We start from the raw sequence: 14,481 nt of genomic DNA, 5'->3' as shown, positions 1-14,481 counted from the left end.
GCCACGCACGCCGGGCCGCGTCGAGTCGAGACCGACCTGCTACACCGCGAGGTGCGTGACCTCGCCCTCGATCCGGCGACGCGGTGCCAGCTCGGCCAGCACCATGGCCGCGAGCACGAGCACGCCGCCTGCCAGCATCCGCGTCGTCGCGGTCTCGCCGCCGAACAGCACGGCGAACAGGGCGGCGAAGACCGGCTCCATGCTCATGATGATCGCCGCCCGGGTGGCCGAGAGGTGCGCCTGGGCCCAGGTCTGGCCGATCATCGCGCCGGCGCCGGCGACGATCGCCATGTACAGCACGCTCAGCCAGTCCGTGGGCCGGTGCGGCAGGACCAGGCCGTTCGGTGCGGTGCAGGCCAGGCAGATGACGGCAATCACGATCAGCTGCACGATCGCCATCCCGAGCGCCTGCCCGGGTTCGGACCAGGCGCCCAGTCCGACGATGTGGAGTGCGTAGAGCATCGCTGCCACGAAGATCAGCGCCTCGCCGTACCCGACGGACAGACCGCTGAGGGTCAGCACCCCGAGCCCGGCCATCGCCACCAGGACCGCCAGCCAGGTGAGTGCGCCGACGCGCGAGCGCAGGATGAGGGCCGCGAAGACCGGGGTGGCCACGACGTACATGCCGGTGATGAACCCCGACACGCTGGCCGGGGTGCGCCCCAGGCCCACGGTCTGGAGGATCTGCGCGAGCCCGTAGACGCATCCGAGCACGACGGCTTGGCGGCGCGACTCCCGAGTGAGGCGGCCGAGGGCCTTGGGTGCCAGCAGCACCAGGGTCAGGCTCGCGATCGTGAAGCGGACGGCGAGGAAGTCCAGGGTCGGCACCCGCGTGAGCAGGTCGTGGATCATGAAGAACGTCGAGCCCCAAGAGGCCGTGACCGCCAGCAGCGCCGCGGTCGCGAGCAGCGTCAGCCGGCGGGACTCGGTCACCACGGAACGCTATCCGCCTCCCCGTGGCGTACGCCGTGCAGGCCCAAGGTGCGATCGGCCCGGGGTCAGCGCGGGTCAGTGTGCGGTCAGACGACCCTGAGGATGATCGTGCTCCCGATGGGGGCCATCGAGCCCGGGCTCGGGTCGGACCACGCGACGTACCCCAGCCCGAGGTAGACGCGGGCGTGCTCCTTGCGAACGTGGAAGCCGAGCCCCTCCAGCTCGCTCTTGGCGTCGCCGACCCCCATGCCTCGCAGGTTGTCGGGGATCTGCACGAGCTGCGGGCCCTTGGAGACCACCAACGAGACCGTGTCGCCGCGGTGGAGCACCTTCTCGACCGGGTGCTGAGAGATGACGTGCCCCGCGGGCACCACGGTCGAGTACTCGTGGTCGCTGGTGTCCACCTGGAGCTGCCGGGCCTGGAGCGCCTTGATGGCCCGCTCGGCGCTGGCGCCGGTCCAGTTGCGGATGTGGATCGGCTGCGGGCCCTTGCTCACGACCAGGTCGACCTGGAAGCCGGTGGGCTCCCTGGTGCCCTTCGCCGGGGTGGTGTGCAGCACTGTGCCCTTCGGGGCCGACTCGTCGTAGCGCAGGATCGAGCGTCCATAGGCGAGGTGGTGGGAGCGCAGCGCGTCCTGCGCCTGGTCGACCGTCATCCGCGCGAGGTTGGGGACGGCGAAGCGCTCCTTGCCCATGGACATGGTCAGGGTCACGGTGCCGTGGTCGAGGATCTTCGCGCCGGGGGAGGGGTCGGTGGCGACCACGCGGCCCCTCGGGACGTCCTCGGAGTACGACGGGTCGCCCACCCGGATATGGAGCCCGTCGTGCTCGAGCCGGTCGACGGCGACCTTCTGGGTGAGGCCGATGAGCCCGGGCGTCGCGGTGTAGCGGGCCCAGCCGAACCAGTAGGCGCCGAGGCCCGCTGCCAGGGCGATCGCCAGCGCGACCGCCAGCAGCACGGGGCCGCGGCGCGAGCGACGCGGACGCCTGGGCGCGGGCGCCGGCCGGATCGGCCGGTCTCCTGGCGGCTGCCGGTCGAGGCCGACCGCCTGGGCCAGCTGCCGCGGCTCCAGGATGCGGGGGGAGGTGTCGGCCCGGTCAGAGCCGGTGCCCGAGTCGAACGGCAGGATCGCGAACGCGTCGGTCTCCCGGGGGCCGGTGTCGGACGGCTGGTCGGGCGGCTCGTCGAACGGCTGGTCGAACGGCTCGGCGGCCGCCGCTCGGGGTGGCAGCGCGAGATCCGCGGTGAGCTCCGCGTCGTCCCACACGCCCCCGGCCAGCGCCTGGGAGACCCGGTGCAGCTGGTGGAGCAGGACGCCGGCGTCCGCCGGACGCTGCGCGCGGTCGCGTGCGGTGGCGCGGGCGACCAGCGCGTCGAGGTACGCGGGCACTCCGGGTGCCAGGCGAGACGGCGGTGGGACGTCCTCGTGGACGTGCTTGTAGGCGACCGCGATCGGCGACTCCCCGGCGTGCGGCTTCTCGCCGGTCAGCAGCTCGTACAGGACGACGCCGGCGGCGTAGACGTCGGCACGTGCGTCGCTCGTGCCGTCGACGACGAGCTCGGGCGCGAGGTAGGAGACGGTGCCGATGATCACCCCGCCGGTGGCGGTGTGCTGGGTGTCGGCGCTGACGGCCTTGGCCAGCCCGAAGTCGGCGACCTTGACCCGGCCACCGGCGGAGTCGTCGGCGATCAGGACGTTCTCCGGCTTGATGTCGCGATGGATCAGGCCGGAGCGGTGCGCCGCGGCCAGCGCCGAGACGATCGGCTCCATCAGCGCGAGGGCTCGGGCCGGGGCCATCGGCGCCTGGTCGCGGATCACGTCGCGCAGCGTGTGGCCGGGGACCAGCTCCATGACGAGGTACACAGTGCCGCCGTCCACGCGAGGGTCGTCGCCCTGGTCGAAGACGTTGACGACGTTGGGGTGGCTCAGCCTGGCCGCGGCGCGGGCCTCGCGCTTGAACCGCTCGGCGAACGACGTGTCGCCGCCCAGGGCGGTGTGCATGATCTTGACGGCGCAGACCCGGTCGAGCCGGGTGTCGAGGGCCTCGTAGACGGTGGCCATCCCGCCCCGGGCGATCCGGCGTCCGACGCGGTAGCGGCCGTCGAGCAGCTGGCCGGTCACGGGGTCGACGACAGCCGCGCCCGCGTGGGCGCGCGTACCTGCCTCCACGTCGACCCTCCAGCCACCCGGTCGGGGAAGTGACCCGGCCGGACCATCCTACGGACCTTGGTGCGGTTGCCCCCACTCACCGCCTACCGGCGCGCCGCCGGATCCCGCGGGCGCGCTCTCGCCGGCCTCGTGCCAGAGTGGGACGCATGAGCTCGCTGGCCGACGCCGACCTCTCGCTGCTCGTCGACGAGTGGCTCGAGTGGACCGAGGTCGCCGCCCTGCTCGGGGTCACCCCGGCCAAGGTGCGCACCATGGTCCGTGCCCACGAGCTGGCCGACGCGGTGCCCCGCGCGGGTCTCGGCCCGCGGGTCCCCGCGGCGTTCGTCGACGCCGACGGGCTCGTGGTCAAGGGCCTGCCCGGCCTGCTGACGGTGCTGCACGACGGTGGGTACGACGACCGGGAGTGCATCGCGTGGCTGTTCACCGATGCCGGGCTGCCCGGGCGCCCGATCGACGCGCTGCGCGAGAACCGCGGCTCCGAGGCCAAGCGGCGTGCGCAGGCCCTGGGCTTCTGAGCCGACGCCGGCCCGCGGGCGGCTGTGGCTCGGACTGGGCGCCGTCCTCGCGGTCGCGCTGCTGACCTGGGCGTTGAACTCCGGGGGATTCTCCGGTGGCGGCCGGTCAGGAGACGCCGATCCCGCCGACCTGCCCCAGGTCGCGCTCGCCGACCTGCCTGCCCAGGCGACGCAGACCGTCGCTCTGATCCACGCCGGTGGACCCTTCCCGTACTCCGGGGACGGCATCGTCTTCCACAACTACGAGGGGTTGCTCCCGGCGGAGGCCTCGGGCTATTACCACGAGTACACCGTGCCCACCCCCGGTGCGAGTGACCGCGGCGCCCGGCGGATCATCAGGGGCGCCGGGGGCGAGCTGTACTGGACGCAGGACCACTACCGAACGTTCGAGAGGATCTCTCCATGAGGGGATGTGCCGCGTGAGCGGACTTGCCGGGCTGCTGGCGCACCACGCCGAGCCGGGGATCTACCGATGGCACGGGCACTTCCCCGTCGCCGATGTGCGCCGCACCGTCGAGCATGCCGGCTGGCGGTTCGCCGAGGTCGACGGCTGGCATCACACCTCCAAGGTGGAGTTCCTGGCCGCCTTGGGCGAGGCGCTGGAGTTCCCCGACCACTATGGGCAGAACTTCGACGCGCTGGCCGACTGCCTCGGCGACGTCACCGCCGGCGACAGCGAGGGCTGGGTCCTGCTCTGGGACGGCTGGGGCCCGCTGGCGCGCGAGGACCGTCGCGCGTTCTCGGTCGCCCTCTCGGTGCTCGGCGGCCGCGTCAACGCCGACAAGGGCGGCCGCTTCGCCGTCCTGCTGCGCGGCGACGGTCCCGACGCCGAGGACATCCCCTCCCTCGATTGACCGCCGAGGTGGCAGGCCAGTCCTCCCACCTCGGCGGCTAGACCGCGCGAACGGTGACCGCGGTGGCCAGCTTGAGGAGCACCGCGCGAGCGGCGGGGTCGAGGTCCGCGCGGGTGAGCGAGTCGGTGGCGGTCGTGGAGAGCTCTCCGATCACGGCCTCGACCTGCTCACGGGCGCCTGACTCGTCGATGATCCGCCGCAGCTCGGCGACCTCGTCTGCCGACAGGTCGCTGCCCAGCGCGGCATCCACTCGTGCGGCGTCCTCGGCACCGGCTGCGTCGAGCGTGAGCGCCACCAGCACGGTCCGCTTGCCCTCGACCAGGTCGTCGCCGGCGGGCTTGCCGGTCGTCGAGGGATCGCCGAAGACCCCGAGCAGGTCGTCGCGCAGCTGGAAGGCCTCGCCCAGCGGCAGGCCGAAAGCGCTGAGCTGCCGCAGCTGGTCCTCGGAGGCCCCGGCGAGGGCCGCACCGATGTGCAGGGGGCGCTCGATGGAGTACTTCGCGGACTTGTAGCGCAGGACCGTCATCGCGGCATCCACGTCGGCCGATCCGCGGGCCTGCACCGAGACGTCGAGGAACTGGCCGGTGATCACCTCCGAGCGACACCGGTCCAGCAGCTCCAGTGCGGCCGCCACGCGCGCCAGCGGAAGGCCGCAGCGTCGCAGCAGCTCGTCGGTCCAGCTCAGCAGCAGGTCGCCGAGCAGGATGGCGGCCGCCGCGCCGTACCGCTCGGGGTCGCCGCGCCAGCCGTCGCGGCGGTGCTCGGCGGCGAAGCCGCGGTGAGTCGCGGGCCGGCCTCGGCGCGTGTCGGAGGCGTCCATGTAGTCGTCGTGGGCCAGGGCGCTAGCGTGCAGCAGCTCCAGAGCCGCGCACGCACGGAGCAGAGCGGTCTCGTCGGGCTCGTCGACCTCCGGGCCGACCACCGCCCGGAAGCCCCAGTAGCAGAACGCCGCCCGGAACCGCTTCCCGCCGGACACCGACGCCCGCGCCTCGGACAGCAGCCGCGACGCGTCGTCACCGAGGGGAGCCAGCCGGGTCGCCTGCTCGTCGAGGAAGTGGTCGAGCGCGTCCTGGATCCGCGTGCGGAACCCGGCCTGGTCCCACGCCTCGTCGCTCACGATCGAAGCCTAATGGGGGTGGTCGGCGACGGAGGACCAGTGGCCCCGCGCCAGCACGCGGACCGGATACCGCGCCGGCTCCCGCCTACCTAGACTCCACGCATGCTCGACGTCTCGGACATCGGACAGCTCCTACGCGAGGGAGGACGCTCGTTCTCCTTCGAGTTCTTCCCGCCCAAGGATGCCGAGGGCGAGGAGGTCCTGTGGCGCTCGATCAGCGAGCTGGAGTCCCTGCACCCGACGTTCGTCTCGGTGACGTACGGCGCAGGCGGCACGACCCGGGAGCGCACTGTCGCGATCACCCGGCGGATCGCGGCGCAGACCTCGATGCTGCCGATGGCCCACCTCACCTGTGTCGGTCACACCACCGAGGAGCTCGGTGGGGTCGTCGAGGACCTGCGCCGAGCCGGCATCCACAACGTCCTTGCCCTGCGCGGCGACCCGCCCGGGGGGCCCGGCACGCCGTGGGCGCCGACGCCGGGCGGGCTGGAGTACGCCGCGGACCTGGTCGCCTTCGTGCGTGACCAGGGGTTGACGGTCGGCGTCGCGGCCTTCCCCGAGGGGCATCGCGACGCGCCGAGCCTGGAGCACGACGCGCAGGTGCTCAAGGCGAAGTACGACGCGGGCGCGGCCTTCGCGATCACCGAGATGGTCCTGCGGGTCTCCGACTACACCGGCCTGGTCGGCCGCGCGGCCAGCGTCGGCGCCAACCTGCCGATCGTCCCGGGCATCATGCCGATCCTGGGGCTGGGCTCCATGCGGGCGATGGTGCGGCTGTCGGGTCGTGAGATGCCCACCGAGATCCTCGACCGCATCCGTCCCCTCGAGGACGACCCGGCAGCGCTGCGGGCCGAGGGCATCCGGATCGCCACCGAGCTGTGCGAGCGGCTCCTGGAGGCCGGTGCGCCCGGCCTGCACTTCTACACCCTCAACCGCTCCACGGCGACGCGCGAGATCTTCGCGGCCCTGCCCGTCCCCGTCTGACCTCGCGAGGGCCTGGTCCCTCGGGCAGCATGGCGTCATGCGCACCGTGACGGTCACCGGCCAGGGCGAGGCGCGCGCCGTCCCCGACTCCGCGGTGCTCCGGGTCGCGGCCGTGCATCGGGCCGCCGGGGTCGCCGAGGCGCTCGGCGGCGCGGCCGGCGCGGCACGCCAGGTCGCCTCGACGGGGGCGCACGACGAGCGGCTGCAACGCAGCCAGCGTGCGCGCATCGCGGCGCACAGCAGGCGGGACTGATCAGCGCTTCCCTAGCCTGTGGGGCGGCGCTCCGCGCGACCCACGACCTCGGCGACGAGCGCGGCGGACAGCCCGACGTAGGGCAGGCCGGAGCCGGGTGTGGCGTGGGCCCCCGCGGCGTACACGCCGGGCACGGGCGTGCGGGGACCGAGCCGCTCCCGGACGGTACGGCGCCCGCGCCAGCTCACGCCCAGGGGGGTGCCGCCCCAGCGCTCGACCAGCTCACGGGGGGACAGGTCCACCCGGGCGACGACCTGCTCACGCACGTCGAGCCCGTGCCGGGCCAGCGCCGTCAGCGGGTCCTCGTCTCGGCGGCCGCGGCTCAGGACCGTCCAGGCGTGCCCGCCGGGCGGGGCACTTCCGAGCGTGCGGACGACCAGCGTCGTCTCCCCGTGCACCACCAGCTCGTGGGGGACGTCGGGGACGTCGCCCACCAACCCGACGTACGACGCCGCGGGCGGGATCGCGGGACTGGTGCGGCGTACCAGGGGGGCCAGGGCGGGCAGCGACCGTGGGTCGACGGCACACACGACCACGTCCGCGTCGAGGTCGCCCTCGGAGGTGCGGAGTCCCGCGGCGCGACCCTGTCGGAGTACGACGTCGCGCACCCGCGCGCGGACGACCGCGACATGGCGGGTGTCGAGCCGGCGGACCAGCGACCCCAGCAGCGCACCGGCACCTCCGGTGACCGCCCAGGCACCGAACCGCTGCTCGAGGTAGGCCGACAGGCCTGCCCAGGCGGGCACGTCGCGCAGGGCGTGCCCGTCCATGGTGAACGCCTGACCGGCGACGAGCCGGGGTCGAACGTCGCGAAACCTCCCGCGGAGCCGCCGGGCGAGCGTCTCGCGCGAGTCCAGGCGGGAGGCGAGGTCGCGGGGGAGCTGCTCGGGGTCCCAGGGCACCTCGGCGTACCCGCGCCTGATCACGTCCCAGTCGTCGGCGAAGGACGCCACGTGGTCGACCCAGGCCCTCCCGAGCCCCTGCCCCAGTGACTCGAAGGCGTCGTGCTGGGCGCTGCGACCGGTGGGAAGCACCAGCGAGCTCCCGTCGGCGAACCAGTGCTCGCGAAGACAGTCCAGCTGGACCAGCTCCAGCTCCTTCTCCAGCGGGCGTCCGGTCTTGCGGAACAGGTCGCGAACCACGGCCGGCAGCAGCGTGTGGGACACGGTGTCCCACACGAACCCCTCGTCGCCGCGCACCGGCAGCAGGGCGCCGCCGAGATCGTGCTGGTCGACGATCGTGACGTCGTGCCCCAGCTTCGCCAGCCGCAGCGCACTCGCAAGCCCCCCGAAGCCGCCCCCCACCACCACGACCCGCGACATGGCGCGGAGCCTACGGGGCAGACGAACCCAGCAGCCGGCCCGAGCACGAGGCAGCGCTCAGGTCACGACGACCTCAGTAGCTCCGGTCATCCGCAGCAACTCGTCGTACGTCGTGGCGAAGACCGCGGCCGGGTGCCCGGCCGCAGCCCAGATCTCGGCGTACTGACGCAGGTCGACGTCGAGCCAGGCCGGGACCGGTGCGGGGTGGCCCAGGGGCGAGACGCCGCCGATGACCTGCCCGGTGTGCTGCCGGACGAAGTCCGGGGTGGCTCGCGACAGCTCGTCGACCCCGATCCGCTCGGCGGTCCGGGCGGTGTCCACCCGGTGTGCTCCCGACGTCAGGATCAGAGCCGGCCGGCCGCCGGTGTCGAAGAGCAGGCTGTTGGCGATCGCCCCGACCGGGCAGCCGAGTGCCTCCGCGGCCAGCGCGGCGGTGTGGACGCTGTCTGGCAGGATGACGACGCGGCCCGTGCCTCCCGCTGCGGAGTGGGCCTCCTTGAACCTGGTGACGGCGGCGGGCTCGGTGGCGGCGCTCATGCGCCCGACCCTAGTCGGAGAGGACGGACGTGGTGCGACGCCTCGGTGCCGGTCCGACCGGGCCGCGATCGGTCGGCCTCGCGCTCCGCGCCGCCTGGGGCCTGGTCGCGCTCGTGGCGTTGGTCACGGCGCTGATGGCGATCTTCTACGACGATGTCGTGGGCGCCTGGGCCGATCGCCGCGTGGGCGCCCGCGAGGCGTTCGCGCAGGGGGGTCGCGTGGGTCTGGAGCGCGCGGGGTTCGCGCCGCCGCACTTCCTGCCGGTCGCGGCCACGATGCTGGTGGTCGGCGCGATGATCGTGTGGGTGCTGGGGGTGTTCCTGCGGCTCGGCTACCGCTGGGGCCAGCTGGGGCTGTTCGCGCTGATGCTCGGCTGTGCCTACGCCAGCATCTCCTTGGGTCTCGTGCTCGGCCCGCCTCCGGTCTTCCGGGTCGCGGCGGTCGTCACCCTGCTCGTCGAGGGCGTCGCCGTGGTGTGCCTGTGGCATCGCGACACGCTGGCGCACGTGCACGGGCCGTGGCGGGGCGGTCCCGGCCTCGAGCCGACCGGCGCCGAGGTCGGCCAGGTGTCCGGCCAGGTGCCCGGCCAGGTGACCGGCCAGGTGCCCGGGCTCTCCGGCCCGCCGCCTCCTCCCGCCTGACCGGCTCCCGACCGGCTCGCGACCCGGCTCCCGACCTGCTCGCGGGAGCGGTCCGCGCTCTCTCTCCACGCCTCTGCCCAGCACCCTGGCGCGATGTCGGGAGGGCGGTGTACGGTTCTCGTGTTCGAACAGGTGTTCGATCACATCTCTGGCCCGGGGGCGGGCGACCTCGACCCCCGTCCGCGCCCGGGCCGGGTCACCGGGGTCGACCGAGCGCACCACGATGAAGGACACGATGGAGAAGGGGAGAGCTGCATGAGGCGGTACGACGACCCGGTCGAGACCCGGATGGGCCTGGTGTCGGGGCTGGAGGGCCCCGAGCAGTTCCTGTGGCGGGGCCGCCTGTGGAAGGTCAGGGCGGTGATCGCCCACTGGGTGGAGACCGGGCCGTGGTGGCAGTCGGGGGGAGCCCGGGCGGTGATCGGCTCCGACGACCCGGCGAGGTCTCCCGGTGCCGACTCCCGCTCCGTCGACCTCTTGGGCGAGCGCGAGCTGTGGCGGGTCGAGGCGGGGCGGGGGCCCGTGCGCGACAGCGTGGACGGCGACGACACCGGTGGGGTCTTCGACCTCGCCTTCGACTGGGCCGACGGGCGTTGGGCCCTCGTCGGCTGCACGGACTGAGGGAGACCCGACGATGTCCACCACCACCACAGGTCGCACCGGTCGCACCGGCCGCACTCGCCGGCCGACCACCGACAGGCATGAGCCGAGCGGCCCGTTCTCCCTGCCGGCGACCACCCACTCCTACCTCGCACGGTCGGCCGAGTCGCTGCGCGACGCGATGGTCGCCCGCGACGTCCCGACGCGCTATGCCTGTGCCCATGTCGCCGCTCTGCGTGCCGCCGCGGCGCTGCTCGCGGCTCGTGCGCGCCCGGCGGCGGCGCCGGCGGGCCGTCGTCGCCAGCAGAAGAACGCCTGGGTGCTGCTGGCCGAGGTGGCGCCCGAGCTGACCGAGTGGGCGGCGTTCTTCGCCGGCGGCGCCGCCAAGCGTGCCGCCGCCGAGGCCGGCTCCACCCGGGCTGTGACCGAGCGCGAGGCCGACGACCTGGTCCGAGACGCCGACCGGTTCCTGGCCGTGGTCGAGCAGGTGCTGGGGCTCGCCCCCCATGCGGCCTCCCCGCAGCTGTGCGTCCTGGCCGGGCCGGCCCCCCACCACCGCGCCGGCTGACCCGGGCCGGGCTGACACCTGCGATGGATCCCTTCGTCCACCTGCACGTGGCGTCGGGCTACTCCCGGCAGTACGGCGCCTCCCATCCCCAGGTGCTGGTCGAGCGCGCCGCCGAGCACGAGATGGACACCCTCGCCCTCACCGACCGCGACGGTGCCTACGGCGCGGTCAAGCACGCACGGGCTTGCCGTGCCTACGGGATCCGGCCGGTGCTGGGGGTCGACCTGGCGGTGCGGCCGTGCTCCGCGCCGGCCGACGAGCGGGCGCAGCGAGCGAGAGACCAACCCTCGCGCACCCCGGTTCGCGGCGGTGCGTTCCGTGACGACCGGCGAGTGCCGCGGGTGACCTTCCTGGCCGACGCCAGCCATACCGGTGGCCGGGCCGGGTGGGCGGCGGTGTGTCGCCTGGTCTCGGCGGTCCAGCTCGCCGGGGAGCGCGGCACACCGGTGGCCGACCTGACGGTGCTCGCCCCGTGGCTCGCCAGTGGCGACGTCGTGGTGCTGCTGGGCCCGGCCTCCGAGGTCGGCGCCGCCCTGGCCCGTCGGCGCGACGACCTGGCCTGGGCTGCCCTGGCCCCGTGGCGTGAGGTGGTCCCGGCCGAGAACCTCCTGATCGAGCTGGTCTCCCACCGGCTGCCGCAGACCGGTGGCAGCGGCTGGGGCCCCGGCACCACCCCCCACGCCGCGCGGATGGCCGGTTTCGCCCGCCGCGCCGGGGTCGGCACGGTGCTGACCAACGCCGTGCGGTACGCCGACCGTCGCGATGCCCCGGTCGTCGACGTCCTGGACGCCTCCCGCCGGCTGGTCGCCCTCGACCGGCGGCACGTCGATCGGGCGAACGCGGAGGGCTTCCTCAAGTCCGGCAAGCAGATGCTCGAGGTGGCCGAGGAGATCGCCCGCCTGTCCGGGCTGGGCGAGACCGAGCGCGAGGCCCACCGGCTGCTGTCCCAGACCCGGCAGCTCGCCGACCGCTGCGCGCTCGACCCGCGCACCGACCTCGGGATGGGGGAGGTGCACTTCCCCGAGCTCGACGTCCGACCCGTGACCAGGGAGCCGGGGGAGCCGGGCCCCGACGGCACCGCCGACGGCCTGCTCCGGGCCCGCTGCGAGGGGGCGATCGGTGGTCGCTACGGCTCGGCTCCCCGGCAGCGGATCTGGAAGCGGCTCGACGACGAGCTGGAGACGATCCGGGTCCTGGGCTACGCGTCGTACTTCCTGACCGTCGGCGACGTCACCGACCTGATCCGCGACCTGGGAGTGCGCTGCGCGGCCCGCGGCTCGGGCGCGGGCTCGCTGGTCAACTACCTCCTCGGGGTCTCCGGGGTCGACCCGATCCGCCACGGGCTGCTGATGGAGCGGTTCCTCTCGCCGCTGCGGGCCTCCCTGCCCGACATCGACATCGACGTCGAGTCGGCCCGGCGTGAGGACATCTACCGCGCGATCCTTGACCGGTACGGCGGCGAGCGCTGCGTGTGCGTGTCGATGATGGACACCTACCGCGTCCGCCACGCCGTCCGCGACGTCGGGGCCGCGCTCGGGATGCCCCCGAGCGAGACCGACTCGATCGCCAAGGCGTTCCCCCACATCAGGGCCAGGGACGCCCGGATGGCGATGCGCGACCTGCCCGAGCTGCGGGCGGCCGGGCTCGCCCACGAGCGGCTCGACCTGTTCTTCGACCTCGTCGAGCGCCTCGACGGCCTGCCGCGCCACATTGCCGTCCATCCCTGTGGGGTGCTGCTCTCCGACGCGACCCTGCTCGACCGCACCCCGGTCGAGGCGAGCTTCGTCGGGTTCCCGATGAGCCAGTTCGACAAGGACGACGTGGAGGATCTCGGACTCCTCAAGCTCGACGTGCTCGGCATCCGGATGCAGTCCTCGATGGCCCATGCGATCGACCTGGTCCGGCGCACCGACGGTGCCGAGATCGACCTCGACGACGAGGAGCAGGTGCCGTTCGACGACCCCGCGACGTTCCACATGATCAGCCAGGCGCGCACCCTCGGGGTGTTCCAGATCGAGTCGCCGGGGCAGCGCGAGCTGGTCGGCAAGTCCGGCATCGAGACCTTCGCGCACATCATCACCGACATCTCGCTGTTCCGGCCCGGACCGGTCAAGAGCGACATGATCACGCCCTACCTCGAGGCCAAGCACGGCTGGTCGGGGGCGACGTACCTCCACGACGACCTGCGCCCGATCCTGCGTGAGACCAACGGCGTGGTGGTCTTCCACGAGCAGGTGATCGAGATGATCGCCTGCTTCGGCGGGATCTCCAACGCCGAGGCAGACGAGAAGCGCCGGGCGCTGGGCGACGTCGAGGGGATGGCCGAGACCAAGCTCTGGTTCTACCCGGCCGCCCTCGGCCGCGGGTATTCCCTGCCCGTGGTCGAGGCGGTCTGGAGGGTGATCGAGGCGTTCGCGTCGTTCGGGTTCTGCAAGGCCCATGCCGCGGCGTTCGCACTGCCGACCTACCAGTCGGCCTGGCTCAAGGCCCACTACCCGGCGCACTTCCTGGCCGGCGTGCTCACCCACGACCCGGGGATGTACCCCAAGCGGCTGATCCTCGAGGACGCGCGCCAGTGCGGCATCGCGATCCTCGGCCTCGACGTCAACGCGTCGGAGAAGGAGTACGTCGTCGAGCGATGCGCCGCGCCTGATGCCGCTGGATCGGGCGAGCTCGGGCTCGACGACCCTGATCTCCCCGACCCGACTGCGGGGGGCTGGCCCGACGGGCGGGCGTGGGGCATCCGGCTGGCGCTGGCCGAGGTCAAGGGCATCACCGCCGGTGAGGTCGAGCGCATCGTCTCGGCTCGTCCCTACCACTCGCTGACCGACTTCTGGCACCGCACGCAGGTCTCCCGTCCGATCGCCGAGCGGCTGGTGCTGGCCGGTGGGTTCGACTCCGCCTACGGCCTGGGCGGGGTGGTCGACGGAGGCGGCCTCCCGGGGGTTCGCCGCCGGACCAAGGTCACGCGTCGCGATCTCCTGCTCCAGGTCGCCGAGCTCGACCGGCACGCCCGGGCGGTCCAGCGGGCCGGCCGGGCGCGCGGGCTGGCCGCGGGCCGGCCGCGCAACCGCGGCCTACCGACGCCGCGGCCGGCTGACGTCCGGGTCGAGGAGGCCGCCGCGCGCACCAGCACCGACCCGGGTGCCCGGGAGGGCTCGGTGCCGCTCGAGCGACATCCGCTGGCCAGCCAAGGGGTGTGGGCCAAGGCGGCGGCGCAGTCGCGCGCCGCTGCCGGCCCCCGTCCGGTGACCTCGGTCCAGCTCACCCTCGACCTCGGCGACGAGCCGCAGGAGCACGTCAGCGGGCTGCCGGAGATGAGCGCCGAGGAGCGGATGCGCGCCGAGCTTGAGATCCTCGGTCTCGACGCCAGCCGTCACGTCGTCGACACCTACGCCGGGTTCCTCGACGCGCTCGGTGCGGTCCGGAGCCGCGATCTCCTCCGTCAGCGCAGCCGGTCGGAGATCGTGGTCGCCGGGGTCAAGGTCGCGACCCAGACTCCGCCGGTCCGGTCCGGGCGGCGCGTGGTGTTCCTGACCCTCGACGACGGCACCGGGCCGGTCGACGCGACGTTCTTCGAGGACGCCCAAGGTCCTTACGCCGCCACCGTGTTCGGCTCCTGGCTGCTCGTGGTCCGCGGCGAGGTCCGTCGTACCGGCCATCGGGGCATCTCCCTGCGAGCCACCGGCGCCTGGCCGCTGGCCGACCTCCACGCCTGCTGGGAGCGCGAGGGCATCGAGGCGGTCCGGGCCCATCTCGCGGGCGACGAGCTGTCCCGAGGGGGCGAGGAGGTCACCCAGCACCGGGTGCTGGTGCACTCCAGCGGCTTCCGGATGTCGCCGTACGCCGACGTCAAGCCGTCCGGGGAGTCCGCGAAGCGCGTCCCCCGCCAGCCTTGGGTGGAGGGGGCGAAGGACGAGCCATCTCGAAGCCTGTGGCACCGCAGCCCCGGCAGCCCCGGATGAGCCGCCCCACGGTCGGCCCAT

14 protein-coding genes are annotated in these 14,481 nt (G+C 73.6%); 9 read left to right on the top strand and 5 right to left on the bottom strand.

Features of this window, described 5'->3' with window-relative positions:
* Window positions 1-39: 39 nt before the first annotated feature.
* Window positions 40-933, bottom strand: a complete 894-nt coding sequence (locus VHW64_RS08210) for a DMT family transporter (RefSeq protein ID WP_329650041.1) — start codon at window positions 931-933, stop codon at window positions 40-42.
* A gap of 86 nt (window positions 934-1,019) precedes the next feature.
* A complete protein-coding gene (gene pknB, locus VHW64_RS08205) occupies window positions 1,020-3,104 on the bottom strand; it encodes a Stk1 family PASTA domain-containing Ser/Thr kinase (protein WP_329650040.1) in 2,085 nt (694 codons plus the stop codon).
* A 146-nt stretch (window positions 3,105-3,250) separates the two neighbouring features.
* Between pknB and VHW64_RS08200 the strand changes: the two genes are divergently transcribed.
* The 3 genes from VHW64_RS08200 to VHW64_RS08190 are packed head-to-tail and all read left to right on the top strand — an operon-like array spanning window position 3,251 to window position 4,473.
* Entirely contained in the window at window positions 3,251-3,619 is a 369-nt protein-coding gene (locus VHW64_RS08200; protein ID WP_329650039.1) for an Rv2175c family DNA-binding protein, read from the top strand.
* Window positions 3,597-4,025, top strand: coding sequence for a ribonuclease domain-containing protein (locus VHW64_RS08195; protein WP_329650038.1), 429 nt, complete (start codon window positions 3,597-3,599; stop codon window positions 4,023-4,025). Before VHW64_RS08200 ends, VHW64_RS08195 begins: the two co-directional genes overlap by 23 nt.
* Before the next feature lie 13 nt (window positions 4,026-4,038).
* A complete protein-coding gene (locus VHW64_RS08190) occupies window positions 4,039-4,473 on the top strand; it encodes a barstar family protein (protein WP_329650037.1) in 435 nt (144 codons plus the stop codon).
* Between the two features lie 37 nt (window positions 4,474-4,510).
* On the opposite strand, the gene VHW64_RS08185 is transcribed toward VHW64_RS08190, so the two are convergent.
* Window positions 4,511-5,590 (bottom strand): polyprenyl synthetase family protein, encoded by a 1,080-nt coding sequence (locus tag VHW64_RS08185; RefSeq protein WP_329650036.1) that lies wholly within the window; start codon window positions 5,588-5,590, stop codon window positions 4,511-4,513.
* Window positions 5,591-5,692: 102 nt separating this feature from the next.
* Between VHW64_RS08185 and VHW64_RS08180 the strand changes: the two genes are divergently transcribed.
* Complete coding sequence (locus VHW64_RS08180) at window positions 5,693-6,574, top strand: methylenetetrahydrofolate reductase (RefSeq protein WP_329650035.1); 882 nt, start codon at window positions 5,693-5,695, stop codon at window positions 6,572-6,574.
* A gap of 37 nt (window positions 6,575-6,611) precedes the next feature.
* Entirely contained in the window at window positions 6,612-6,827 is a 216-nt protein-coding gene (locus tag VHW64_RS08175) for a hypothetical protein (RefSeq protein ID WP_329650034.1), read from the top strand.
* An 11-nt stretch (window positions 6,828-6,838) separates the two neighbouring features.
* On the opposite strand, the gene VHW64_RS08170 is transcribed toward VHW64_RS08175, so the two are convergent.
* Together VHW64_RS08170 and VHW64_RS08165 are read right to left on the bottom strand one after the other, a co-directional pair.
* Complete coding sequence (locus VHW64_RS08170) at window positions 6,839-8,149, bottom strand: phytoene desaturase family protein (RefSeq protein ID WP_329650033.1); 1,311 nt, start codon at window positions 8,147-8,149, stop codon at window positions 6,839-6,841.
* A 57-nt stretch (window positions 8,150-8,206) separates the two neighbouring features.
* Window positions 8,207-8,686, bottom strand: a complete 480-nt coding sequence (locus VHW64_RS08165) for a YbaK/EbsC family protein (RefSeq protein WP_329650032.1) — start codon at window positions 8,684-8,686, stop codon at window positions 8,207-8,209.
* A 32-nt stretch (window positions 8,687-8,718) separates the two neighbouring features.
* On the opposite strand from VHW64_RS08165, the gene VHW64_RS08160 reads away from it, so the two are divergent.
* From VHW64_RS08160 to VHW64_RS08145, 4 genes are all read left to right on the top strand, one after another.
* The gene (locus tag VHW64_RS08160; RefSeq protein ID WP_329650031.1) at window positions 8,719-9,327 is read left to right on the top strand and encodes a hypothetical protein; all 609 of its coding nucleotides are present in this window, start codon (window positions 8,719-8,721) and stop codon (window positions 9,325-9,327) included.
* A gap of 255 nt (window positions 9,328-9,582) precedes the next feature.
* Window positions 9,583-9,948 carry a DUF6504 family protein gene (locus VHW64_RS08155; protein WP_329650030.1) on the top strand — a complete coding sequence of 122 codons (366 nt, stop codon included), beginning with the start codon at window positions 9,583-9,585 and terminating at the stop codon, window positions 9,946-9,948.
* A 13-nt stretch (window positions 9,949-9,961) separates the two neighbouring features.
* Window positions 9,962-10,495: an SAV_6107 family HEPN domain-containing protein gene (locus tag VHW64_RS08150; RefSeq protein WP_329650029.1), complete on the top strand. Its 534-nt coding sequence runs from the start codon at window positions 9,962-9,964 to the stop codon at window positions 10,493-10,495.
* Between the two features lie 23 nt (window positions 10,496-10,518).
* On the top strand, window positions 10,519-14,460 hold the full coding sequence (locus VHW64_RS08145) for a DNA polymerase III subunit alpha (RefSeq protein ID WP_329650028.1): 3,942 nt from the start codon (window positions 10,519-10,521) through the stop codon (window positions 14,458-14,460).
* The last annotated feature ends 21 nt before the right edge of the window (window positions 14,461-14,481 follow it).

The sequence above is a fragment of the Nocardioides sp. genome, from assembly GCF_036267815.1.
GTDB lineage: Bacteria > Actinomycetota > Actinomycetes > Propionibacteriales > Nocardioidaceae > Nocardioides.
Note: the sequence above shows the minus strand (reverse complement) of the source record. Positions and strands in the feature narration are given on the sequence as shown.